General features: G+C 40.0%; 23 protein-coding genes. 8 read left to right on the top strand and 15 right to left on the bottom strand.

The features are described 5' to 3' along the window. Positions 1-1,035 carry a cytochrome c oxidase subunit II gene (gene coxB, locus BK583_RS08345; protein ID WP_038481050.1) on the bottom strand — a complete coding sequence of 345 codons (1,035 nt, stop codon included), beginning with the start codon at positions 1,033-1,035 and terminating at the stop codon, positions 1-3. A 360-nt stretch (positions 1,036-1,395) separates the two neighbouring features. On the opposite strand from coxB, the gene BK583_RS08340 reads away from it, so the two are divergent. Next, positions 1,396-2,313, top strand: coding sequence for a COX15/CtaA family protein (locus BK583_RS08340; protein WP_307188671.1), 918 nt, complete (start codon positions 1,396-1,398; stop codon positions 2,311-2,313). A 37-nt stretch (positions 2,314-2,350) separates the two neighbouring features. Here the strand turns inward: BK583_RS08340 and pyc are convergent, their stop codons facing one another. Both pyc and BK583_RS08330 read right to left on the bottom strand, forming a co-directional pair. Next, the gene (gene pyc / locus BK583_RS08335; protein WP_055735869.1) at positions 2,351-5,797 is read right to left on the bottom strand and encodes a pyruvate carboxylase; all 3,447 of its coding nucleotides are present in this window, start codon (positions 5,795-5,797) and stop codon (positions 2,351-2,353) included. A 119-nt stretch (positions 5,798-5,916) separates the two neighbouring features. Further along, entirely contained in the window at positions 5,917-6,195 is a 279-nt protein-coding gene (locus tag BK583_RS08330; RefSeq protein ID WP_035398491.1) for an Fpa/YlaN family protein, read from the bottom strand. A gap of 161 nt (positions 6,196-6,356) precedes the next feature. Between BK583_RS08330 and BK583_RS08325 the strand changes: the two genes are divergently transcribed. After that, positions 6,357-6,869 (top strand): hypothetical protein, encoded by a 513-nt coding sequence (locus BK583_RS08325; protein WP_055735808.1) that lies wholly within the window; start codon positions 6,357-6,359, stop codon positions 6,867-6,869. On the opposite strand, the gene BK583_RS08320 is transcribed toward BK583_RS08325, so the two are convergent. Beyond that, the gene (locus tag BK583_RS08320) at positions 6,866-8,185 is read right to left on the bottom strand and encodes a PhoH family protein (RefSeq protein ID WP_055735868.1); all 1,320 of its coding nucleotides are present in this window, start codon (positions 8,183-8,185) and stop codon (positions 6,866-6,868) included. The two genes, BK583_RS08325 and BK583_RS08320, sit on opposite strands and share 4 nt — an antisense overlap. Positions 8,186-8,402: 217 nt before the next feature. Here BK583_RS08320 and BK583_RS08315 point away from each other — a divergent pair, with 217 nt between their 5' ends. After that, a complete protein-coding gene (locus BK583_RS08315) occupies positions 8,403-8,606 on the top strand; it encodes a YlaI family protein (protein ID WP_060703933.1) in 204 nt (67 codons plus the stop codon). On the opposite strand, the gene BK583_RS08310 is transcribed toward BK583_RS08315, so the two are convergent. Both BK583_RS08310 and typA read right to left on the bottom strand, forming a co-directional pair. Further along, on the bottom strand, positions 8,603-8,953 hold the full coding sequence (locus BK583_RS08310) for a YlaH-like family protein (RefSeq protein WP_038481058.1): 351 nt from the start codon (positions 8,951-8,953) through the stop codon (positions 8,603-8,605). The two genes, BK583_RS08315 and BK583_RS08310, sit on opposite strands and share 4 nt — an antisense overlap. Positions 8,954-8,976: 23 nt before the next feature. After that, complete coding sequence (gene typA / locus BK583_RS08305) at positions 8,977-10,815, bottom strand: translational GTPase TypA (protein ID WP_038481061.1); 1,839 nt, start codon at positions 10,813-10,815, stop codon at positions 8,977-8,979. A 194-nt stretch (positions 10,816-11,009) separates the two neighbouring features. On the opposite strand from typA, the gene BK583_RS08300 reads away from it, so the two are divergent. After that, positions 11,010-11,192: a DUF5325 family protein gene (locus tag BK583_RS08300; RefSeq protein ID WP_038481064.1), complete on the top strand. Its 183-nt coding sequence runs from the start codon at positions 11,010-11,012 to the stop codon at positions 11,190-11,192. Between the two features lie 20 nt (positions 11,193-11,212). Here BK583_RS08300 and BK583_RS08295 read toward each other — a convergent pair whose 3' ends face one another. From BK583_RS08295 to BK583_RS08285, 3 genes are all read right to left on the bottom strand, one after another. Then, a complete protein-coding gene (locus BK583_RS08295) occupies positions 11,213-12,112 on the bottom strand; it encodes an NAD(P)-dependent oxidoreductase (protein ID WP_055735807.1) in 900 nt (299 codons plus the stop codon). Then, positions 12,109-12,906, bottom strand: a complete 798-nt coding sequence (locus tag BK583_RS08290) for an inositol monophosphatase family protein (protein WP_055735806.1) — start codon at positions 12,904-12,906, stop codon at positions 12,109-12,111. Before BK583_RS08290 ends, BK583_RS08295 begins: the two co-directional genes overlap by 4 nt. Before the next feature lie 109 nt (positions 12,907-13,015). Beyond that, positions 13,016-13,204 (bottom strand): YkzI domain-containing protein, encoded by a 189-nt coding sequence (locus BK583_RS08285; protein ID WP_055735805.1) that lies wholly within the window; start codon positions 13,202-13,204, stop codon positions 13,016-13,018. A 160-nt stretch (positions 13,205-13,364) separates the two neighbouring features. Between BK583_RS08285 and BK583_RS08280 the strand changes: the two genes are divergently transcribed. After that, positions 13,365-13,991, top strand: a complete 627-nt coding sequence (locus BK583_RS08280) for a DUF1054 domain-containing protein (RefSeq protein WP_038481076.1) — start codon at positions 13,365-13,367, stop codon at positions 13,989-13,991. A 376-nt stretch (positions 13,992-14,367) separates the two neighbouring features. On the opposite strand, the gene BK583_RS08275 is transcribed toward BK583_RS08280, so the two are convergent. Next, on the bottom strand, positions 14,368-14,625 hold the full coding sequence (locus BK583_RS08275) for a UPF0223 family protein (RefSeq protein WP_038481079.1): 258 nt from the start codon (positions 14,623-14,625) through the stop codon (positions 14,368-14,370). A gap of 118 nt (positions 14,626-14,743) precedes the next feature. Between BK583_RS08275 and BK583_RS08270 the strand changes: the two genes are divergently transcribed. Next, the gene (locus BK583_RS08270) at positions 14,744-16,216 is read left to right on the top strand and encodes an aminotransferase class I/II-fold pyridoxal phosphate-dependent enzyme (RefSeq protein ID WP_055735867.1); all 1,473 of its coding nucleotides are present in this window, start codon (positions 14,744-14,746) and stop codon (positions 16,214-16,216) included. A 40-nt stretch (positions 16,217-16,256) separates the two neighbouring features. On the opposite strand, the gene BK583_RS08265 is transcribed toward BK583_RS08270, so the two are convergent. Together BK583_RS08265 and BK583_RS08260 are read right to left on the bottom strand one after the other, a co-directional pair. Beyond that, positions 16,257-16,394, bottom strand: coding sequence for a GapA-binding peptide SR1P (locus tag BK583_RS08265; protein WP_139366174.1), 138 nt, complete (start codon positions 16,392-16,394; stop codon positions 16,257-16,259). A 252-nt stretch (positions 16,395-16,646) separates the two neighbouring features. Next, on the bottom strand, positions 16,647-17,474 hold the full coding sequence (locus tag BK583_RS08260) for a polysaccharide deacetylase family protein (protein ID WP_055735804.1): 828 nt from the start codon (positions 17,472-17,474) through the stop codon (positions 16,647-16,649). Between the two features lie 270 nt (positions 17,475-17,744). Here BK583_RS08260 and BK583_RS08255 point away from each other — a divergent pair, with 270 nt between their 5' ends. Next, complete coding sequence (locus BK583_RS08255) at positions 17,745-19,394, top strand: glycine betaine uptake BCCT transporter (protein WP_055735803.1); 1,650 nt, start codon at positions 17,745-17,747, stop codon at positions 19,392-19,394. 193 nt (positions 19,395-19,587) lie between these two features. Next, positions 19,588-19,974 carry a hypothetical protein gene (locus BK583_RS08250; protein ID WP_055735802.1) on the top strand — a complete coding sequence of 129 codons (387 nt, stop codon included), beginning with the start codon at positions 19,588-19,590 and terminating at the stop codon, positions 19,972-19,974. Positions 19,975-20,013: 39 nt separating this feature from the next. Here BK583_RS08250 and opp4C read toward each other — a convergent pair whose 3' ends face one another. The 3 genes from opp4C to BK583_RS08235 all read right to left on the bottom strand — a co-directional run bounded on the left by opp4C (position 20,014) and on the right by BK583_RS08235 (position 23,724). Beyond that, positions 20,014-20,925 carry an oligopeptide ABC transporter permease gene (opp4C, locus tag BK583_RS08245; RefSeq protein ID WP_038481091.1) on the bottom strand — a complete coding sequence of 304 codons (912 nt, stop codon included), beginning with the start codon at positions 20,923-20,925 and terminating at the stop codon, positions 20,014-20,016. Between the two features lie 12 nt (positions 20,926-20,937). Further along, positions 20,938-21,903, bottom strand: a complete 966-nt coding sequence (locus tag BK583_RS08240) for an ABC transporter permease (RefSeq protein ID WP_038481094.1) — start codon at positions 21,901-21,903, stop codon at positions 20,938-20,940. Positions 21,904-21,975: 72 nt separating this feature from the next. Then, on the bottom strand, positions 21,976-23,724 hold the full coding sequence (locus BK583_RS08235) for a peptide-binding protein (protein WP_055735801.1): 1,749 nt from the start codon (positions 23,722-23,724) through the stop codon (positions 21,976-21,978). Positions 23,725-23,771: the final 47 nt, after the last annotated feature.

The raw sequence follows: 23,771 nt of genomic DNA, 5'->3' as shown, positions 1-23,771 counted from the left end.
TTAATAATCCGAATCTGTTGGACGTACTTGTAATGAACGTAAGTACGCAATTAAATCTTCCATGTCATCATCACTAATGTCATGTGGTGGCATGTTGTTACCTTGTTTTAACTCTTCAGGGTTTCGAATCCAATTCGCAAGTTCTTCATCGTTATCGATGTCGTACACGCCTGCAAATTTTTGACGATCGCCAAAGTTTGTTAAGGTTGGACCCGTTGCCATTCCTTCTCCACCGATTGCATGACAATTAATACATGCATTTTCTTGGAATACTTCATAGCCCGCTTCAGCGTTTGCAGCTGTTTCTTCAGCTTCAACGGCAAGCATATCGTCTACCCATTGGTCGTACTCATCACGCTCAAGGGCAATAACTTTGAAATCCATAAGCGCGTGGGAAGGTCCACATAATTCTGCACATTTCCCTAAATAGACACCTGGTTCTTCTGCTTGTAGCCATAAAGCATTTGACACACCAGGGATGTTGTCAATTTTGCCGCCTAGCGCAGGCACCCAAAAAGAATGGATAACATCTTCTGCATTAAGCTCAAATACAACACGCTCTCCAACAGGAATATACACTTCTTGACCTGCTGTAAAGCCTTCCTCGTAATCAAACTGCCACCAGTACTGGTGACCAGTCACGTTTATGTATACTGCATCTTCGTGTTCAGCTGGATCAGCATCAACATGGAATTCAAACGTTCCTGTTACGGTTGGAATAAATAAAATAATGAGCAATAGTACAGGAATAACAGTCCATGTAATTTCCATTGCTGTATTTCCGTGAACTTGCTTCGGTAGTTCATCATCGCCTTCTTTGCGGCGGAACTTCACGACGATAATGAAGAATATGGCAAACACGATCACTGATACAAGTGTCATAATCACTAATGACAAGATCATGTTGTCATAGATCCATTGTGCCGCTTCTCCCTTTGGATCAAGCGCAGTCAAGTTCTCTTCACCAAGACAGCCTGATAAAAAAACAAGCACTAGAGCTGCAGGTGTTAAGCGCCACAGTAGGTTTTTTAACATGTTCGATTCCCTCTCTTTCTATGTAGTTGTCTTGGTCTTTTCAAACAGCGGCGTGAATGATAAAATGGCTAGTCCGTCTATGAAACTCGAAAACGGATACAACCCTTCTTAAGCTTTACGGAATATGAGGATAAGTCACCACACATATTCTTACATTCTCCCACATATTCGATTATAACCGAAAATGTGGGCGGTTTCATCAAATTCCTTTTGTTCACATGATTTTCACATTTACAATCTTCAAAAATTGTTCGCAGCTGAAAAATTGACTTTACCCTGTACGTTTTCTTATCATGGAGAAAGTACATTATAAGACCCAATACTAACTTTATCATACTTTTTAACAAGTTTATAGAAGGAATGGTGAAACGATTGCATAAAGGACTAAAAAGATTTGGCGTATTCACCTCACTAGGTGTTCTCCTTGTTCTCATCCAAGGAGCAGTTGTAACAAATACGGGCTCTGGCGAGGGATGTGGTCAAACTTGGCCGCTTTGTTTTGGTCAAGTTATACCACTTGATCCACCACCAGAAACGGTTATTGAATTCTCTCATCGCCTAATTGCAGGAATTGTAGGGATGCTCGTTATTATCATGGCTATTTGGTCATGGCGGACACTAAAGCATTTATCGGAAACGAAATTTCTAGCAATTATTTCTGTTTTCATGATTATTTTTCAAGGTTTACTTGGAGCAGGCGCTGTTGTATTCGGTCAATCTGATCTCATTATGGCACTGCACTTTGGGTTTTCAGCTCTCTCTTTTGCATCTGTCGTCTTATTAACAAGACTTGCATTTGAAGACAGCAACCCTAAAAGACATTATGTACCAATTGTTTCTAAGTCATACAAATGGTTTGTTATTGGTACAACGATTTATTCGTATCTTGCCATTTATACTGGGGCCTACGTCAAGCACCGAGATGCAACCCTTGCTTGTTCTGGTTTTCCACTTTGTAATGGAGAGCTGATTCCCAGTGTCTTCCACGATGCAATTGCTGTGCAACTGCTACACCGAGCTGCGGCAATGATCCTTGTCACTTTACTTCTTATCTTATTTGTTTGGACATTGAAAGCTTATAAAAAACAATCCGTCCTAGTTTTCTGTTCGGTACTCACGATTATTCTCGTTGCTGGACAAGCCGCTTCCGGGATTGCTGTTGTCTTTACCCAGAATTCAACACTGACGATTGGCATTTTCCATGCGCTTTTAATTTCCCTTCTCTTTACTGTACTTTGTTACATGGTCATGCTTGTCAACCGACATAAGCAGAGCTAAAAAAGCCGCCCTTAGGCGGCTTTTTTGCTTAATAGGATTATTCGATTTCAATTAATAGATCGCCTGTAGAAATGGCTTCACCATCTCTAGCATGAACCTTTGTTACTACTCCATTTTTAGCAGCTTGAACGGTTGTTTCCATTTTCATTGCTTCGGTAATCATAAGATGATCGCCTTTTTTCACTTCATCCCCTTCAGAAACGAGTGCTTTCACAACGGTGCCAGGCATTGATGCACCAATATGATTTACATTGTTTTTCTCAGCCTTCGGTCGCAATACCGCATCTGACTTAATGTCTAAATCCAGAATGTTGACTTCACGAGGTTGACCATTTAACTCAAAGTAAACAATTCTTGTGCCATCTCGCTGTGGGTCAGAGATAGAGATTAATTTTACGATTAACGTTTTTCCTTGCTCAATTACAATCTCCACTTCTTCTCCGAGGTGTAACCCGTAGAAGAAGGTTGGCGTATCAAGTACAGACACATCGCCAAACCGTTCACTAAACTCTTCATATTCTTTAAATACTTTTGGATACAGCAAATACGATAGAACGTCATGACTGGTCACTTGACGATCAAGCTCTTTAAACAGCTGCTCGCCTACTTCTTTAAAATCAACGGGCGCAAGTGCTGCACCAGGACGTCCTTCAATCGGGGTTTTACCTTTTAGTATAATTCGTTGAAGTTCCTCTGGGAAGCCTTGATATGGTTTACCAAGCTGGCCTTGGAAGAACTCGACTACTGAATCAGGAAAATCTAAGCTTGCCCCTTTTTCATAAAGATCTTCTTCTGTCAGCTCATTTTGTACCATATAAAGAGCCATGTCACCTACAACTTTAGAAGAAGGTGTTACTTTCACAATGTCACCGAACATGTCGTTTACTGTGCGGTACATTTTCTTCACTTCATTCCATTTCTCATACAGTCCTACCGCTTTTGCTTGCTGCTGTAAATTACTGTATTGACCACCAGGCATTTCGTGTTCATACACCTCTGTATGTGGTGCATTCATACCGCTTTCAAACCCTCTATAAAACTTACGTGTATCATACCAAAATTGATCCAGCTTCTCATATGTCTCAATATTCATTTTCGGCTGACGATCCGTTCCAGCAAGGGCATAATAAAGGCTGTTTGCACTTGGTTGAGATGTTAAACCTGCCATTGAACTAACAGCAACGTCAACAATGTCCACACCTGCTTCTACTGCACGGGCATATGAGAATACACCGTTACCGCTTGTATCATGCATATGGAGATGAATTGGAATATCAATGGTCGCTTTTAACTCACTAACAAGCTGGTACGCCGCTTCGGGTTTTAACAACCCTGCCATATCTTTAATCGCCAAGATATGAGCACCTGATGCTTCGAGTTCTTTCGCCATCTTTTTATAGTAAGGTAAATCGTATTTAGTTTTATTTTTGTCTAAAATATCTCCTGTGTAGCACACTGCTACTTCTGCTACTTTCCCACTTTCACGAACCGCTTCTATTGCTGGTTTCATTGCTTCAACCCAGTTCAAGCTATCAAAGATACGGAATACGTCAATTCCTGCTTCAGCTGATTTTTGAACAAAATCATATACTACATTATCTGGGTAGCTCGTGTATCCAACTGCATTGGAAGCACGAAGCAACATTTGAAATAAGATGTTTGGCGCTTTTTCCCTTAACACGAGCAGTCGCTCCCAAGGGTTTTCATGTAAGAAGCGCATTGCTACATCAAAAGTAGCACCGCCCCACATTTCAAGTGAGAATAAATCAGGTAAAAGATGAGCAGTTGGCTCTGCCACTTTCTTCAAGTCATGCGTTCGCACACGAGTAGCCAGTAAAGATTGATGTGCATCTCGGAATGTTGTATCGGTTAATAGAACGTCTTTCTGTTCATTGACCCACTTAATCAATCCTTCAGGTCCTTTTTCATCCAATAGCTGCTTGGTTCCTGGCTTCACTTCGTCAAGACGATTATAGGCAGGCAAGACCGGCGCATCAAACACCGGCTTTTCTCCTTTTTGTAAGCCTGGATACCCGTTCACAACTGTTTCTCCAATAAAAGACAGCATTTTCGTTCCACGGTCTTTAACCTTTGGAAAGACAAATAATTCTGGTGTTTGGTCGATAAAGCCTGTATTGTATTCCCCATTTAAAAACTTCTTATGGGTCACGACATTCTCTAAAAAGGCTATATTCGTTTTAATGCCGCGGATACGAAATTCACGAAGATTACGTACCATTTTTAACGCAGCATCTTCAAACGTCAATGCCCACGTAGACACTTTTACAAGTAAAGAATCATAGTGCGGACTAATAACTGCACCTTGGAAGCCATTCCCTGCATCTAAACGTACACCAAAACCACCACTAGAACGATACGCATTAATTCGTCCTGTATCTGGCATAAACCCATTAGCTGGATCTTCTGTTGTTACCCGTGATTGAATTGCATACCCGAATAAATGAATATCCTTTTGTGCCGGGATATTGATCTCTTTTTCATGTAATTTATACCCTGCTGTTATCTTTAGCTGAGATTGGACAATATCGATTCCTGTTACCATTTCCGTAATCGTATGCTCAACTTGTACACGAGGATTTACTTCAATGAAATAAAACGCCCCATCGTCCGTCACAAGGAATTCTACCGTTCCCGCGTTCACGTACTGGATGTTTTCCATCAGCTCAACTGCCGCTTGGCAAATATTCGTTCGTACTTCATCCGTTAACGACACACTTGGTGCGATCTCCACTACTTTTTGATGTCGACGCTGTACGGAACAATCTCTTTCATGTAAATGAACAATATTGCCATGCTTGTCCGCTAAGATTTGAACTTCAATATGTTTAGGACGTTCGACAAACTTCTCTACATACACTTCGTCGTTCCCGAAAGCCGATTTAGCTTCTGATTTTGCCCGATCATATGCTTCTTTTAATTCTTCTTCAGCGCGAACAATTCGCATTCCTCGACCACCGCCGCCTAAAGAGGCTTTAATAATAAACGGATACCCATGGTCTGCTGCAAAAGATTTCACTTCATCTAAGTCATTAACCGGTCCATCACTACCAGGAATAACAGGTAAGCCAGCTTTAAGAGCTTGTTCTCTTGCTTGAATCTTGTCACCAAACATCTCTAAGTGCTCCAGCTCTGGACCCACGAATAAAATACCTTCTTCTTTACAACGTCTGGCGAATTCAATATTCTCTGACAAAAAGCCATAGCCTGGATGAATGGCATCAACATCATTTGCTTTAGCGGTCGCAATAATATCTTCAATATCTAAATATGCATCAATTGGCTTTTTTCCTTTACCAACTAAGTACGCTTCATCTGCTTTATAACGATGAAAAGCTCCTGTGTCTTCTTTCGAATAAATGGCAACCGTGCGAATGTTTAATTCTGAACATGCTCGAAAAATACGAATAGCAATCTCTCCACGGTTCGCTACAAGAACTTTCTTAATTGTATGTAATCCATTCATCTCCTTATTCCCTCTCTCCATTTTTTCTCTTTACTTTGACTGATTTCTCTAAATTTCGCAACTAATATGCACAAATTTGATTTCAGAAAAACCGGGCGCATCTGCGTCCCGGTTTTATGTTACTTTAGAGAAGAATCATGAAGTAAAGCTAGTTTTCGTTCTAACTCACTCAAAATTCCCTTCCCTTTTTCTTCTTCAACAAGCCCAAGTCGAATGGCAAAATCAATTTCCCTTGATAAACCAAACATTCTTGTATCTAAAACCTCTTCGTAGAGGGGGCATTGCGGCATTGTCAAGTTTTCAAGCTGAACCTCAATTAGTTGACGGATTTTTTCCGCATCCTCTTGAAGTAAACTATATGCTTTTTCACTTTGGCTTGTCACAGCATGTAACGTCAAATTATCCCCTCCTCGTCTGAGTTCATATCCTACTTCCCATAGTATAGGTGTTTGACGGAAAATGCAATCATTTTCATTGTACGAGATAAGTTTCCAATCGTGACAAATGTCGAATGAAGGCGTATACTTTTCTCTATCGTACATAGTTTTGGAGGGATTCCATGCAAGAATTTGTGTTTTTCATTTCTGGTAAAGTAAAGAAACCACTTACTATCGATCCTACCGTTTGGATTTTTGATGAACGAAAGATTGATTTAACAACATTCTTTGAATCAAATTTGCAGCTAGAAGAAGAAAATGATTTAATTCATTATACTCAAAAGATCTCTCAACAATTTGATAAGGAAATGCTTGAAGGGTCAGAGCCACCTAATCCAAATCGAGATTCGAACCGCATTAAATATAACCGTCAAGAATTAATAAACGGTTCTTTTGGAATGCCTTTACGTTCATTCATTCGTAATGCCGCTCCTTATGAGGATGCACAATCCATTGTCGTTGAAACTACGGAAAATCAACACGTAACACTTCCAATAGAGAAAGCTGATTATTTAATTGCTGCATTCTCGGATAATGGTAAGCCTCTACATAAAGATGGACCTGTACACCTTTATGTAGCTGACGGCGTTAGTCAAACAGCGATTAAACGCGTAAAGCAGCTATCATTCATTTAAAGTAAATCGGCTGCAAGCTGTGCAAGTGCTGAGCGCTCACCTTTTACTAGCTTTATATGACCGCTCAGCGCTTCATTTTTAAACGTCTCTACTGCGTATGTTAAACCATTTGTATATTCATCAAGATACGGATGATCGATTTGTTGAGGATCTCCCATTAATACAACTTTGCTTCGTTCTCCTACACGAGTCAGTATGGTTTTCACTTCATGCTTTGTTAAATTTTGAGCTTCATCAATAATAATGTATTGATCGGGTATGCTTCTTCCTCTAATATACGTTAATGCTTCCACTTGGATAGAGCCAAGGCCAGCAAGAATGCGATCAAGCTCTCCAGGCTTTTTCGTATCAAACAAAAACTCTAGATTATCATAGATTGGTTGCATCCATGGTTTTAACTTCTCTTCTTTTTCTCCGGGTAAATACCCAATGTCTTTTCCAAGAGGCACGATCGGTCTTGCAACAACCAGCTTTTTATAAAGATGCAAATCTTCCGTTTGTAAGAGCCCAGCCGCTAGTGATAGTAACGTTTTGCCTGTACCCGCTTTTCCTACTAATGTGACAAGTGGCAAGTCATTTCGTAACAACAATTCGAAAGCCATTTTCTGCTGTGCATTTCGTGGCTTTATCCCCCATATGTGTTCATGCTCACCAATTAACGGTTTAATTTTTTTACCAAGTAAATCGACTTTACCAATTGCGGAACTAGAAGTTTGTGAATAATCCTTTAAAATGACAAATTGATTCGGATAAAGATGCTCTACCTCTAATTTGTCCACTGCAATTTCACCGTCTTTATAAAAAGCCGTAATCACAGCTTGATTTGTATAGCAATCCTTGTAGCCGCTATATCCTTCGTCACTTTCGATCACCCGATCATTTAGGAAATCTTCCGTTAACAAATCAAACGAATCTGCTTTTACCCGTACAAGAGCATCTTTGCTTACAAGAACGACATCTCGTCCGTTCGCTTTTTCCTTTTCTTCATTTTGTAAATTAAGTGCAACCGCAATAATACGGTTATCATTAGTCATATCTGCAAAGACATGCTTTAAATGTTGGAAGGAACGATGATTTAGTTCAACTCGAACTGTTCCTCCTTCGTGTAGCTTTACTCCTTTATGAAGCTTACCTCCTTCTCTTAATTGGTCAACTATACGAGCAATCATTCGTGCATTTCGACCAACCTCATCCATATTTTTCTTTTTTGAATCCACTTCTTCTAGCACAATTGCCGGAATAATAACCTCATGAGGCTGAAACTGATAGATTGAATAAGGGTCTTGTAACAATACATTCGTATCAAGAACATACATTTTCTTGGCATTAGTCAAAAAAACGCCTCCTAAGTAAGTGCGTTATATATTTGCCTTTCAGTAGAAGCAAGCTTCCTCTCTACTTAATCGTATGAAAAAAGCGCACAACTTAGACGAAGGATTATTGATTATTGTAGGAGTTTCTTTTTGCTCTATTATTCGATACACTAGATGTACCATATGGGTAAAGTGAGGTGTCTGTCTTTAAGACGACAAAATGAAAGTACAATGCGTAATATGCGACTGTATTGAAGATATTGATGACTATAGTGTCATTGCCAAAAAACTCCGTAACCGACCAATTCATACGTACATGTGTAGCAGCTGCCAACAACGGATTGCAAAACGAACAGATGAACGTAAAGCTACCGGCAGTTTCTCCGTTCCACATACACAAAAAGAAGAGAGCGATTGGCCTTAACCAACGCTCCCTCCATTTTCTTCTGATCTCGCTTTTTCTTTTCGGTGCATAAACAAACGAAATCGATAAATACCTAGCACAAGTGCTGAAATGGCTAAAACCGCCATTATTGGTGCCCCAAAAACAAATTCCAAAAACCATAACCCAAAGCTTCCAATGATCAGCATGACATAAACGACAATCATTTTAAGAACAGGTAGTTTTCGCGCAAACCCTAAATTAAAAACAAGAACTGTGAGCAACGTCGTAGCGATAAATGCGACAAAGCCAATCCACGGTTGCTCATAGGTAGCCTGCATAAGCCAAGATAGGTTTTCAACAGGTACCATCTCTTCACCGTTTCGCATAATCCTGCCCCCCTTCGTTCATCTTAAGATTTCGAAGCTAGCTTACGACGTTTTTCTTCTCTTTCACGCTCTGATTTATTTAAAATTTTCTTCCGCAAGCGAATGGATTCAGGCGTCATTTCACAATACTCATCGTCATTTAAATATTCCAATGCTTCTTCAAGAGTTAATATTCTTGGACGTTTCATTGTAACCGTCTGATCTTTCGTTGCTGAACGAACGTTCGTTTGTTGCTTCATTTTTGTAATATTAACCGTTAAATCATTTTCTCGGGTATGCTCTCCGACGATCATACCTTCATAAATTTCTGTACCAGCGTCAAGGAAAATCGTTCCTCGATCTTCAACACCCATAATACCGTATTGAGTTGCTTTCCCAGTTTCCATTGAGACAAGCACACCTTGACGACGACCACCAACGTGACCAGCAACCATTGGCTGATACGAATCAAAGGAATGGTTAATAATACCATATCCGCGTGTTTGTGTTAAAAATTCCGTTGTATAACCGATTAACCCACGAGCAGGAACTAAGAAGTCCAATCGTACTTGTCCTGTTCCAGTGTTTGTCATGTTAACAAGTTCACCTTTACGCTCACCAATTGATTGCATCACCGCACCTTGGTACTCTTCCGGTACATCAATTTGGACACGTTCAACAGGCTCACTTCGAACCCCATCAATGTCCCGAATGATAACTTCTGGTTTAGACACTTGAAGCTCGTACCCTTCACGACGCATATTTTCAATAAGAATGGACAAGTGAAGTTCGCCACGACCAGAAACCACCCATACATCTGGTGAATCTGTGTCTTCAACACGCAAGCTTACATCTGTTTCTAATTCAGATTTAAGACGCTCTTCTAGCTTACGACTCGTCACGAATTTCCCTTCTCTTCCTGCAAAAGGCGAGTTATTGACTAAGAAGGTCATTTGCAATGTTGGTTCATCAATTCTAAGGGTAGGAAGAGCATCTTGATGGTCAATCGGACAAACCGTTTCACCAACGTTAATTTCTTCCATTCCAGAGACAGCAATAAGATCGCCAGCTTTTGCTTCCTCAATTTCCACTCGCTTTAACCCGAGGAAACCAAATAATTTGGTTACACGGAAATGTTTAACCGAACCATCAAGTTTCATTAATGCCACTTGTTCGCCGACTTTCATTGTTCCTCTAAAAATTCGTCCAATTCCGATACGACCTACATAGTCGTTGTAGTCTAGTAACGTAATTTGGAATTGAAGTGGCTCATCGCTATTATCAACCGGCGCAGGAATTGACTCAATAATCGTATTAAACAAGTCTTTCATTGAATCCTCTTGTTTATCAGGCGTTAAAGAAGATGTTCCATTAATGGCTGATGCGTACACCACCGGAAAATCAAGCTGATCTTCATCTGCACCTAAATCAATAAATAAGTCAACCACTTCATCTACCACCTCAGCTGCTCTCGCTGCCGGACGGTCAATTTTGTTTACAACGACAATAGGCGTTAACTTTTGCTCAAGCGCTTTTTTCAGAACAAAGCGAGTTTGAGGCATACAGCCTTCATACGCGTCAACGACGAGCAATACACCGTCAACCATTTTCATAATACGCTCAACTTCACCGCCAAAATCAGCGTGACCAGGCGTATCCATAATATTTATGCGCTTATCCGCGTAGTTGATCGCGGTATTCTTTGCTAAAATGGTAATGCCTCGCTCTTTTTCCAAAGCATTTGAATCCATCGCGCGCTCTTGAACAGTTTCGTGCTGCTGGAATGTGCCAGATTGTTTTAACAATTCGTCAACCAAGGTTGTTTTTCCGTGGTCAACGTGAGCGATAATCGCAATATTTCTTATATCTTCACGTACATTCATTCTATTCTCTCCTTTATTTCCTCCATAGAGATGTTCAACTGTCTAAGTATAGCATAAAGTTGTTTCAGTTCCTATTTTATTTCAAAAACAGCTTCTCACGAAAAAATGTTTCCCATTTTGTCACACGTAACCCTTTCCCTCGTAGTGAGAAAGCGGTACACTATTTAATAGTGAATAGAGGGGGTAAGACGATTTTGAATAAAGAAAATGTGATATTCCTAACACTATCCATTATAACGGTATTGTGTATTATGGGGATTGGCGTCGCTGTTGCGGAACGTAGTCTTCTAATTGCTGTTGTCTCAATCGTTGGAATCGTTGTCTCCATGGGACTTGGATTTGGATTAAGAAAAAAAAACGTGAATAGCCAAAATTAAAATGTAAAAAAGGAGAGCCATTAATGGTTCTCCTTTGTTCGTCTTTTTACAATACTGTTGGTCGCTTCTTCCAAAGGACGAATAATAGCACTCACATCCTGATGGCCGTATTTTTCTTTTGCATGAGCAACTTTTTCCGCTCCTACTTTCACAACATCAAGGGGCATATTAAGCTCTTCAGCTAGTCCTAAAGCTAGTTTAATATCTTTATCTAACAAATTAATGGAGAATCTGGCATCGAAGTTCCGATCCAAAATGGCATCAACGGCCCAATCCATACTTTTTGAAAACCCAGCACTTCGCTTAATAACGTCATACGCAATAGCAGGGTCTACTCCTGCTTTTTCAGCCATTACATAACATTCTGCTAATGCCGACTGGTGCACACCTATTAACATATTGTTTAATAGCTTTACAGTTGTTCCACTTCCGACTTGACCTACCCGAATGATATACTCACCAAACGCTGTTAAAACTTGTTGTACCGGTGGAAACACTTCTTCATCGCACCCACACATAATGGTTAATGTACCAGCTTCGGCTCCCATTGGTCCTCCACTAATTGGTGCATCGACGAAGGCCGTTCCCTTCTTAGCGCTTTCTTGATAGCACCACTCGTTTGTAGCAGGATTGACAGTTGAATGGTCAATAATGACTTTGCCTCTTGAAGCACCAGCAAGCAGACCCATTTCCCCATCGTAAACGTCTTTTATTGAATCAGGTGTTGGTAAACAAGTCATTACAACGTCAACGGTTTCTATTAATGCTTTAGGCGTTTCTTTTTCGAACGCTCCAAAAGCAAGAGCTGTTTCAATCGGTCCTCTACTTCGACTAACCACATACGTTTCATAACCTGCTTCAACAAGGTGTCTAGCCATCGGTAGCCCCATCGTACCAAGTCCAATAAACCCTACCTTCATTGCGATCCCTCCTGCAACTGCTGAACGACGATTTCATGCAATTGTTTCTTTGCAGCGATTACCGTACCTTTCTCAAGAAATGAAAGATCTTCATTCGTAAATCGAGTCGCTTTACAGCCAGCTTGTTCTAACAGTACCGCCCCACCTGCATAATCCCAAGGTGATAGATTAAAGCTTATATAAGCGTCCATGCGATCAACTGCAACATACGCCATTTCAAGAGCAGCCGAACCGTAGGATCTTGTGCCACGACATTTTTGTGCTAGCTGCACTAATTCCGGTTGATAGGCTCGATCTTCAAGTAGCCAATTTGAATTTACACCAAGTATAGCTTCATGAAGCGGCCTCTCTGTTTGTTTCGTCACTTTCTTCTCATTTACAAACAAACCCTCTTCATCATTTGCGTGAAATAACTCCCCTTTCATCACATCGTAAACGATTCCAATCTTACCTACACCGTTTTCGTATATACCGATCGAAATGGCAAAATTCTGCTTCTGATGAACAAAATTCATCGTCCCGTCAATAGGGTCGACAATCCAAACGATTCCTTCTAAGTCCTCAATACCCTCGCTTACCCCTTCTTCTCCGAGAAAACGATGGTCAGGAAACGTACTTGTAATTCGGTTATACAGAAATGCTTCTGTCGATTTATCAACATCGGTTACAAGATCATCAGGATTTGATTTTGTCTTAATTTGAAAGGATCCTTCTAATGCTTCTTTAATGGACTCTCCAGCTTCTATAACCCACTCTTTTGCGTACTGTTCAATTTCTTTCCACGTTGGTTGCATCTTGACCTCCTACATGCTTCATTCCTCTTTATTATCGCACAAACAAATTTGAATACAAAGTTCTGTACCTTCAAAAAAAGAAAAAGTACAAAAATGTACTTTTTCTTTACTATTCTTGAAGACTTAGCCATTCTTGTCTAAATTCATTTAACAATGCTTTACTATGAGTAATCCTGTCACTATCTTCCGCCACTAGTGCATCATATAAGGTCATTAATTGATAATCAATTTCAAGGCGCAAGACGGACAAACGATTTTCAGGTTCAAATGAATGAAAGGACGGAAGAACTTGTTTCATCTGCGACTCTCCTTTTGTACTCAAGGTACATGTTTTTAATTTTCAGATATTATAACATAAAACAGGGGTATCGACTAGTCATTTCTTAAATCTCTGGCAATTGATCTTTCATAAAAAATTCGCTAAGCTTACGGTAAAGAAAAAAAAGGAGCTTTTTCTCATGACAAAAGTTGGTTTTTCTACTGAAGATTTTAATACATTTACGATAGAAGGGCTAGAACCACGTATGGAGGCTATTCGCTCTTCAATTCAGCCAAAATTTCAGCTTATCGGCGAAGAACTTCGGTTGTATGTAGAATCGTTGCTTAATCAAGATATGCATCTGCACATCGCTCAACATGCAAGACGGACAACAAATCCACCAAAAGATACTTGGTTAGCTATTGCAGCAAACAAACGTGGCTACAAAAAACACCCTCATTTTCAAGTTGGTTTATTTGACGACCATCTCTTTGTATGGCTGGCTTATATTTATGAACTACCAGGTAAACAGGACATTGCAAAGCTCTTTCTTGAAAACGAACACGACATGAAAGAGACTGTTCCCGATTCATATATGGTGTCTCTTGACCATACAAAGAAACAAGCTGAACCATTTCAAACCCTTGATCTTACCGCTTCACTTGAACGCTTTCGAGACGTAAAAAAAGCAGAGTGGCTCGTGGGACGTCATTTCTCTGCTTCTGACCCCCTTGTTCAAGATGGTGAAGCTCTTATGACTGAATTAAAACACACTGTTCAAACACTCGTTCCTCTGTACAAGCTATCGTACACTGCTCTTCAATAAGGTATTTGTTCATTTAAAGGATAGCACATTAAAGAGGCTGGGACATAACGAAAAGTAGTATTTGAAAAGACGAATAGTCTAAAATATGCTGAGTAGCACCGCTACAGGAGAATCCTTCGCTTTCCGGGGACACGGCCTCAGCCTCCTCCGTGGAAAACCGCCACTCCAGAGTCTTCAGACACGTGCTGATCCCCCAGGAATCTTCGGGTTCTCCTTCCGCTCATTTTCATATAAAACAAACGACGAACGTTCCTATTTTCAGGAATGTTCGTCATTTTTGTCTGTCTATCTACTTTTGTCCCAGCCTCTTTCTCCAAAGCTAATTCACACTATATTGTTTTCTACAAAGTTGTTGTCCACTAATTAGCGGAATCATTTAAGCTTGAATCTTGCCCTCTTGCTCATTTGCCTGCTTAACTACTTTGTAGCAGGACAAGTTTAATTGCTCGTCTACATCTTTAAATAATTGTTTCTCTTCTGCTTTTGATGGGACAACATGCTTGAAAGCACGATAAGCACTTTTAAGCACACTAGCGTCAACACCCTTTTCTTGCGTTTGTGCAATAAGGTCAAAAAACTCCGCTACTACAACAATCTCTTCTTGACTCCACTCATAACGAATTGGAATATTCATTCTTTCTCACCCTTTCAATTTTTAATAGGCAAATCTGCATTCATTTGCTATACTCTTCTTGTTTGCGTAAATCAAAAACGCATACGTGCATAAGAAATGAGGTGTTCGTTTCATGGAACTGAACCAACAAAAAACGCCATTATTCACAGGGCTTAAACAATATGCAAGCAAAAATCCAACGCCATTTCACATTCCAGGTCATAAAAAGGGTCACGGAATGGATCCTTCTTATCGAGAATTTATAGGGGAAAATGCATTGTCAATTGATTTAATTAATATTGCACCTCTAGATGATCTCCATCATCCACATGGCTTTATCCATGAAGCTCAGCAGCTCGCTGCACATGCTTTCGGTGCAGATTATACCTTTTTTTCTGTCCAAGGCACAAGTGGTGCAATTATGACAATGATCATGAGCGTTTGTAAACCAGGTGACAAAATTATTGTTCCCCGTAACGTTCATAAATCCATCATGTCTGCCATTATTTTCTCTGGAGCGCTTCCAATATTCGTTCACCCAGTAATTGATCGAGCTCATGGAATAGCTCATGGCGTGACGACTACATCCATTCAACGGGCAATTGATGCTCACCCGGACGCTAAAGCCGTTCTTGTTATAAATCCAACCTACTATGGGTTTGCATGTGATTTAAAAGAGATTGTGACTATTGCCCATGCCGCAGCGATCCCTGTTCTTGTCGATGAAGCACATGGGGTTCACACTCATTTCTCTAAAGAACTACCCATTAGTGCTATGGAAGCAGGCGCTGATATGGCAGCAACGAGCGTTCATAAACTTGGGGGATCCTTGACACAAAGTTCGGTTTTAAATGTTAAATCTGGACTTGTCTCTGTCGATCATACCACTGCCATTATGAGCATGTTAACGACCACATCGACGTCGTATATTTTGCTTGCCTCACTCGATGCTGCTCGAAAGCATTTAGCAACAGAAGGGGAAAAAGAACTAAAGCGGGTCATAGCTTTAGCTCATTCTGCTCGTAAACAATTAAATGAAATAAATGGACTTCATTGCATTGGGGAAGAGTGTTTAACCTCTTCCGCTACATTCGCCCATGACCCTACTAAGCTGTTCATTTCGTTAAATGAACTTTCAATTAGTGGTTACGAAGCAGAAGTATGGCTAAGAGACCGTTACGGTATTGAGGTAGAACTATCCGATTTATATAATATTCTCTGCATTATTACCCTAGGCGATGATCAAGCGAAAATTGATTTATTACTAACAGCTATGACCGAACTTGCTGCGTCATTTCGACAAACAGACAAACAATCCATTTCGTTGTCTGTAAAAGTTCCAGATATTCCAACGCTCGCCATTTCACCACGAGATGCCTTCTATTCACAAACGGAATTTGTTTCATTTGATCAATCAGCTGGACGCATTATTGCCGAATTTATTATGGTTTACCCACCTGGAATTCCTATACTGAGTCCAGGAGAATTAATTACGCAAGAAAACTTAGAGTACGTAAAAGAAAATATGAAAGCAGGATTGCCTGTACAAGGTCCAGAAGATCAAACCCTTGCTTTTCTAAAGGTCATTAAGGAGCAGTCTGCTATCCAATAAAAAAACAACGTAGCTTTGAGCTACGTTGTTTTTTGTTGGTTTAATTTTGAGACGAAGAAGGTTTTGCGGATTTTGATTCACAATGCGTACAGTTCGATACAGAATAAAGACGGCTCACTTTCTCTCCCTCAAAGTGGCCTAGTGCCTGACTGCAAACTTGACAAATAAATGTTCCCACAATACATCCTCCTCATAAATTGTAATCGCTTACGTCTTTGTACTTCTATAATAGTATGTATTATTATAGTCGTCAAGGGGTAATTAGTGTGACATAATTATTTTAAAATGTTAACATATTTATAGTTTTAATGGCATACAGTTAATGTTTAAGCATTATGTGGAACAGGGCATACTTTTTCATTTGGTAAGCTTGTCGTTAGACGTTTAACAAAAGACGATCACTACTTAAAAGTAGTGATCGTCTTTATGTTTATTTCAATTGCGCTGGATTAAGAAGTCCATACCCTTTATCACGTAAGCCATTCACTATCTCTTCAAGACCTTCATTTGTCCACTCACGGTCATGCATTAATAAATTACCCCCATTGCCTAGCTCTGGCGCATTTACCATAATATCTGCAATCGATTCTGCCGTCATATAGTTACTGTCCCAATCATATCCATACGTCCAGTTCATTAAGGTCATGCCTTCTTCTTCAACGATCTCTTTTGTAAAATCAGTATTTACCCCAAATGGCGCTCGGAAAAATCTTGGTCGTTCTCCAATGATTTCTTCTATCTGATCATTTAAGCCAACGATTTCTTCTCTTTGCTGCTCTTCTGAAATCTCACCTAGATTCGGGTGGGACATAGTATGGTTGCCAATTTCAAAGCCCATCTCATGAATTTGTACCAATTGCTCCGCTTTTTCATCTGTATTAATAAAATGGCCATTTACAAAGAAAATTGCGGGAGCATCTAACTCTTTCAACGTTTTCGCCATTTCTACTCCATGTTTATCTGGTGCATCATCAATTGTTAACAAAACAACTTCTGGGTCTGCCTCGGTTCCTTCAATCGGTTCAACCGTCCACATAGCTGGATTAATTTCATAAACAATTTCAACTTCTTCTCTCTCAGGCTCATCATCTAAAGCCTCGTTTTCTTCTTCATCTTCCTGAACGTCATCAACTGTTTCGTTATCTTCTGTTTGTTCAGGTTCATCTGCATCGGTAGTTTCAGATGAGCCTTCCTCATTTGAACCACAAGCTGAAAGTGCCATTAGACTTACAGCAGGTATCAAAAGCCATTTCTTCATTTCATAGACCCCTCTCAACAATTTCTTGTCTCATCGTAACATTTTCTTCCTTATTTCGACAGCATAAAAAGGGGAAAGGCCAATATTCATCAAACCGTCAAATGCATAAAATAATTTTCTTCTCCTATACTAAAAAGGCGTTTATGACTTGCTGTGGTAGGGTATTAATAACTGTTGTTACAATCGAGGCGACTGGCACATTGAAAAAATGTATGCTATGATTTTGTCTTGCTTAAAAATGAAATTTCTTTGGAAAGGTAGACAATCACTATGAAGCAAACAACGTCCGTATTTTATATTTCAGTCATTGTTGCACTTGCATTCATTTTTTGGGGTGTTGTTTTTCCAGAAAATATGCTAAATGTAACCGAAAGAATTCAAGGATTTATCTCAACCGAACTAGGATGGTTTTACTTACTTTCAGCAACCTTCTACGTAGCTGTCGGTATTTATTTAATCGTAAGCCCATTTGGTAGTATTCGCTTAGGGAAGCCTGATGAGAAACCAGAATATACATATTTAACTTGGTTCGCATTTTTATTTACTGCTGGTATGGGAATCGGTCTTGTCTTCTGGGGTTCCGCAGAGCCATTATCTCATTATTTCACACCTGCTTCTGCCGACCCAGCTACACAGCAAGCCGCAGCAGAAGCGATGCGCTATTCTATATTTCACTGGGGAATTCATCCTTGGGCCATATACGCTGTTGTCGCGTTAACACTTGCTTACTTTCAATATCGAAAAGATGAACCGGCACTCTTTAGCTCTACCTTTCGTCCTTTAATTGGGCATCGCGTTACTGGTCCAATCGGAAAAACCATTGACGTATTTGTTGTTTTCGCAACGATCTTTGGAACAGCTACATCTTTAGGGTTTGGAGCTGCACAAATTACAGCTGGTCTTATTTATTTATTCCCTTCCTTGGGAAGCATTGACTACAATATTTTTCAAATTGTTGTTATTTTAATTGTTACTATTCTATTTTCTATTTCTGCAACTACAGGAATTGATAAAGGGATTCGCATCTTAAGTAATCTGAATGTACGTCTTGCCATACTATTGATGGCTTTTATACTTCTACTTGGACCAACTAGCTATATTATGGGCGTATTTACACAAGGTATTGGAAGCTACGTGCAAAACTTCTTTGGTATGAGCTTCAGTATGGATGTTTATGATCCAGACTCTTCTTGGGTACAAGACTGGACGCTATTCTACTGGGCATGGTGGATTTCTTGGTCACCATTTGTTGGAGCGTTTATTGCACGGGTATCTCGTGGACGTACCATTCGCGAATTCGTTATTGGCGTTATTGCCTTGCCTTCACTGTTTGGGGCATTTTGGTTTAGCGTATTCGGCGGCTCAAGCATTTACTTCGAGAATCGCGGTGGCGGCCTCTATGAACAAATGGACGCAGGCGGAACGGAAATGGCTTTATTTGCTTTACTTGAACAATTTCCACTCACCTTCTTCGTTGCGTTAATTACTGTTCTATTGATTGCATCCTTCTTTATTACATCTGCTGACTCAGCAACGGTTGTACTAGGCATGCAAACAACAGGAGGTAATTTAAATCCTCCAAATGCTGTAAAATTAATTTGGGGTCTTATTATTGCTGGTACAGCTGGCGTACTCCTCGTTACAAGTGAAGAAGGTTTAGATGCTTTACAAACTGCATCCATTATCGGGGCGTTTCCATTTGCAATTATTATCATTCTCATGATTGTTTCGCTCTTTAAGGAACTACGAAATGAAAAAGAAACGTTGAACGTGAACCGAGAACGATTACGCCAAGAACGTCTTGCGCTTCGTAATGATCGTGAGCGAGTTAAACGTGAACAGCAGCTATTAAAAAAAGAACGTCGTCGTCTTCAAAAAAACAATGAAGAGATGGAATCAAACAAGAAGAAGAAAAACTAACTTTGGAATTTGGAATCGTGGTCGCCTTACAAGATCTTTCTTGATCTGTAAGGCGGCTTTTTTATGTGTTGAACGTAAACGTTACTTCCCCTCCTTAACAAAACCGTAAAAAGATTAATAAATGGACGTTTTTTTCCTATAAATGGTGGGTAAAGAGTACAAATGGAAATTACTGATAAAGGAGTCTGTCAGAATGAAGACACATCACCTCTTATTCGTTGTCTTGTTTAGCGCGATCATCCTTGTATTTATTTTGACATCGACTTCTTTTCTAACAACTGGAAAATCCCATTCCATTGGGCATGATGACATCACCCTTATTTTGTTTTCTGATACAGATGAACTATCTAAAGAACGTACTTATTATCGTGCTATTCAATATTCACAAGAAAATGAAGCGTTTTCTTTTCAAGAGCTTATTTTTAAAGAATCTACGGATATGCGCCCTATCTCTTATTACAATATTGAACATTTTCCAAGCTTACTTATTTATAAAGGAGAAGAGGAACTACTCCGAATATCAGGAAAGCAAGAATTTGAACAGCTCGTTCTCGCTATTACCAACGCCGTGACAAATTAAAAAGATAAGTGCCCACACTTATCTTTTTAATACAAAGGCTTATGCTTTTGAGTCAAACGCGTCCCTTAGCCCATCACCAATGAAATTAATGGCAAGTACGGTAAACAAGATACATAAACCCGGAGGTAACCATGCTTCCGGATTATTACGCAACAATCGAACGCTCTGCGCTTCAGTTAACATATTTCCCCACGTTGGTGTTGGTTGTGGTATACCAAATCCAATAAAGCTTAAAGCAGATTCAGCTACGATCATTGTGGCCATAATAATGGTAGCACTCACAATAATTGGACCTACCGCATTTGGCAAGAAATGCTTACGAATAATTCGAGCATCGGAACAACCTATGCTTCTAGCACTTAATACGTATTCTTTCTCTCGAATTGACATAAACGTCCCTCGCAAAATACGACAGATTTGCGGCCAAGAAGTAATAGCGATAACCATTATAAAGATTGGGACTGTTGTTCGCTCAAGAATAGCCACGATCGTCATAAACAATAAAATAAACGGGAAAATCAACACAATATCCGTCATACGCATGATAAGAGAATCTACTTTTCCCCCATAATAACCTGCAATTGATCCTAGCGTTCCCCCAATAAGAACAGTAAATAACATTGCAAAAAATCCTACCGTAAGGGAAATTCTTGCTCCATATACTAGTCTAGAAAAATTATCTCGACCTGACCCGTCGGTTCCCAACCAATTCTCGCTATCCGCTCTTGCTTCAATTTTTGTTAATTGTGAAGCAGTTGGATCATGAGTAGCAATGACATCTGCAAAAATAGCAATGACAATCATTATACTTAAAAACACAATGCCTACGATTGCTAATTTATTTTTTCGGAAACGGCGGAAGGCAAGCCTTGTTGGACTCACACTTTTCTCCTCAGTTACATTCGGTAGTGTAGGGGCAATATCAGGTGTTTCGTTTAATCTCGGTTCCATTCTTCACTCACCTCAATCAAGTCGAATACGTGGGTCAATGACCGCATAAAAAATATCCGCCAATAAATTTCCTATTAAAACAGATAACCCAATGAGTAAATTCACTGCCATAATAACAGGATAATCTCGATTAGACATACCAGACAGGAACAAGGTCCCTATACCAGGATAATTAAATACGGTTTCAACGATAAACGCACCACTTAGCAGCATGCCAATTTCCATCCCAAGCAAAGTGACAATTGGTATCATCGCATTTCGTAACGTATGCTTGTACAAAACAGAATTTGCCCCAATCCCTTTTGCACGTGCTGTACGGATAAAGTCACTTCCCTTTATATCGAGCATTTCCGATCTCATATAGCGCATAAAGATTGCCGTACTTGAGAGTCCAAGTGTAACACCAGGTAAGACAAGGTGTTGAATTCGACTAATAAATGCTTCAAAACCTGTTAAACCTGGTGAACCAATCGATCCTTGGGTTGGAAACCATCCAAGTCCAAATGAAAATACATAGATCGCTAATAACCCTGCAAAAAAGTTTGGCGTTGCTAATCCTACAAACGCAAATGAAGTAGCCGCGTAGTCTAATACAGAGTATTTTTTTCTTGCTGAATAAATTCCGATTGGGACCGAGACGATTAAGGTTACAAATAAGGCAAAAGCGCCTAAATAAAACGTATTCCCCAATCGCTGTGAAATTAATTCGCTAACGGAACGCCCTGTGAAATGGGTTGACATCCCTAAATCTCCAGTTACCGCTCTTCTTAGCCAATTCCAGTATTGAATATGTATCGGATCATTTAATCCTAATGCAGCTCGCCGTTCCTCAATTACTTCTCGTGGTGTATTGGGATCAATGGCTTCCCCACTTAAAGCATCTCCAGGCGCCAAATAGGCAAACAAGAAAACAATGACAGTAAGAAAAAAAACCATTGGGATAAATTGTATTATGCGCCTTAAAATATATTTGAGCACGTAGGCCACCTCTTTTTAAACCAAAATGAAAGAAAGTTGAAGCAGCTTAGTAAAGCTGCTTCACTCCATAACCTATTCTGAAAGATACCATTCGTGGGTATCGTCTTTAAATGTGAACGGCTTAATAGTTAGGCCTTGAACACGGTTATTAAAAACATGGATTTCACTTTCAGCGTAAAGTGGCACTGTATATGCGTTATCGATATAAAGCTGAGCCCACTCTCCATATTTTTCACGTCTAAATTCTTGATTATCAAATGCTAATTCAGGATCAACCGCTTCTTCTAATAGTTCTTCCTGTGCTTCATCATAGAAACGAGAATAGTTATAGCCTGCTGTTCCACCATTGATTGGCCATGGATCTGGGTCACCTGATGAGAGAGACCAGCCTGCCAAGAACAAATCTAAGTCATTATCATTTTGTTCAATGAGGTCAAAATGTGCTGGCGCTTCACGTGGTGTATTTAAGTTTACTTGAATACCAACCGCTTCTAATTGTTCCTTAATGACTGGCGCTACCTGTTCCCGAACCGGGTTTCCAACTGGATAATCCACATTAATAACAAGATCGTTTCCATCTGGATCTTCTACAAAACCATCACCGTCTACATCTTCGTAGCCAGCATCAGCTAGTTTTTGTTCTGCTAGCTCTGGGTCATATGCTAGCCCTTCAACAGCATCTGGGTTATACGCCCATGAAGCTTCAGGGAACGGCGCATCTAACACTTCACCATGTCCACGTAAAAATCCATCAACAAAGGATTGACGATCAATAGCATGCACAATCGCTTGTCTAAATTCAACATCTTGAAGCTTTTCATTTGGTTCCCAACTATCACGATCCGTTAAACGATCATTCGGACCATGATTCACTTTAAATCCAAGGTACTGGTAACCAAGTTGTGGTTGTTCTTCAATTGTTAATGAATCGTTTCCTTCAATTGTTGCAACATCAGCTGCCGGGAAGTCTCTTGGAACGTAATCAAGTTCCCCTTGTTCAAGCATTCCAGCTGCTACAGAAGCTGAAACAATATTCCACGTAATAGAGTCTAATTTAGGTGCACCTAGGTAGTAATCTTCATTAGCTGTTAATACATACTGCTCATTCTCTAAAGCTTCAGTTAATTGGAATGGACCTGTTCCAATAATTTCACCTGGGTTGATAGAGGCACTATGCGAAGCCATATCTCCAACTTCCACATCGGCAAACACATGCTCAGGAAGAATCGCCATCGCTGTATCTGCTAATGCTTTCACGCTAGGTGTATCGAAGATAAATTTAACAGTGTACTCATCAATTTTCTCTACTCCAGGAAACGCATCTGCATCACCACTTACATACTCCTCGTAGCCAGTAAGTGTATTAACGTAGTTTTGTCTAATTCCTCCAGCACCCGCATAATCTGGATCAGCCATAGCGGTAAATGTAAACACAACGTCATCTGCAGTAAAATCTTCTCCATCATGCCACTTTACATCTTCGCGTAAATAATAGGTCAATTCTGTATTGTCATCGCTAAATTCCCAGTCTTCCGCTAACTCCGGTATAAATTCAAATTCTTCATTTTGCTGTACAAGGCTTTCATGGGTAATGTCTAATATATGAGCATCGTATAAGGACGTATAAAAAATGGGGTTAAATAAGTTATCAGGTGGTGAAAACATGGCTAAATTAACATTTCCACCCTCGACTTCCCCTGCGTCTCCGCCATCGCTTCCCCCGTCATCTGTACCAGTATCTGTATCTCCCCCATTACAAGCGACGAGTGCTGTGGCAAACACAGCTGTTGCTAAAAATGTGTAAAACGGCTTCTTTTTCATTCATCTTCCCCCTATTTTTTCATTCACCTGCTGGTAAGACGTTCATA

This window comes from Shouchella oshimensis, assembly GCF_002019765.1.
In the GTDB taxonomy this organism is placed as follows: Bacteria; Bacillota; Bacilli; order Bacillales; family Bacillaceae_D; genus Shouchella; species Shouchella oshimensis.
The sequence above is the reverse complement of the archived record's forward strand: the minus strand, read 5'-3'. Positions and strand labels throughout refer to the sequence as shown.

Excerpts from the sequence above, each read along its gene's own strand:
- BK583_RS08260 (WP_055735804.1), bottom strand. The coding sequence starts at position 17,474 with ATGAAGAAATGGCTTTTGATACCTGCTGTAAGTCTAATGGCACTTTCA.
- BK583_RS08275 (WP_038481079.1), bottom strand. The coding sequence starts at position 14,625 with ATGAATATTCCAATTCGTTATGAGTGGAGTCAAGAAGAGATTGTTGTA.
- BK583_RS08290 (WP_055735806.1), bottom strand. The coding sequence starts at position 12,906 with ATGCAACCAACGTGGAAAGAAATTGAACAGTACGCAAAAGAGTGGGTT.
- BK583_RS08340 (WP_307188671.1), top strand. The coding sequence starts at position 1,396 with ATGGTGAAACGATTGCATAAAGGACTAAAAAGATTTGGCGTATTCACC.
- opp4C (WP_038481091.1), bottom strand. The coding sequence starts at position 20,925 with ATGGAACCGAGATTAAACGAAACACCTGATATTGCCCCTACACTACCG.
- BK583_RS08315 (WP_060703933.1), top strand. The coding sequence starts at position 8,403 with ATGAAAGTACAATGCGTAATATGCGACTGTATTGAAGATATTGATGAC.
- coxB (WP_038481050.1), bottom strand. The coding sequence starts at position 1,035 with ATGTTAAAAAACCTACTGTGGCGCTTAACACCTGCAGCTCTAGTGCTT.
- BK583_RS08320 (WP_055735868.1), bottom strand. The coding sequence starts at position 8,185 with ATGTATGTTCTTGATACGAATGTATTGTTACAAGACCCTTATTCAATC.
- BK583_RS08310 (WP_038481058.1), bottom strand. The coding sequence starts at position 8,953 with ATGCGAAACGGTGAAGAGATGGTACCTGTTGAAAACCTATCTTGGCTT.
- BK583_RS08250 (WP_055735802.1), top strand. The coding sequence starts at position 19,588 with ATGAAGACACATCACCTCTTATTCGTTGTCTTGTTTAGCGCGATCATC.
- typA (WP_038481061.1), bottom strand. The coding sequence starts at position 10,815 with ATGAATGTACGTGAAGATATAAGAAATATTGCGATTATCGCTCACGTT.
- BK583_RS08285 (WP_055735805.1), bottom strand. The coding sequence starts at position 13,204 with ATGAAACAAGTTCTTCCGTCCTTTCATTCATTTGAACCTGAAAATCGT.
- BK583_RS08235 (WP_055735801.1), bottom strand. The coding sequence starts at position 23,724 with ATGAAAAAGAAGCCGTTTTACACATTTTTAGCAACAGCTGTGTTTGCC.
- BK583_RS08255 (WP_055735803.1), top strand. The coding sequence starts at position 17,745 with ATGAAGCAAACAACGTCCGTATTTTATATTTCAGTCATTGTTGCACTT.
- BK583_RS08325 (WP_055735808.1), top strand. The coding sequence starts at position 6,357 with ATGCAAGAATTTGTGTTTTTCATTTCTGGTAAAGTAAAGAAACCACTT.
- BK583_RS08280 (WP_038481076.1), top strand. The coding sequence starts at position 13,365 with ATGACAAAAGTTGGTTTTTCTACTGAAGATTTTAATACATTTACGATA.
- pyc (WP_055735869.1), bottom strand. The coding sequence starts at position 5,797 with ATGAATGGATTACATACAATTAAGAAAGTTCTTGTAGCGAACCGTGGA.
- BK583_RS08295 (WP_055735807.1), bottom strand. The coding sequence starts at position 12,112 with ATGAAGGTAGGGTTTATTGGACTTGGTACGATGGGGCTACCGATGGCT.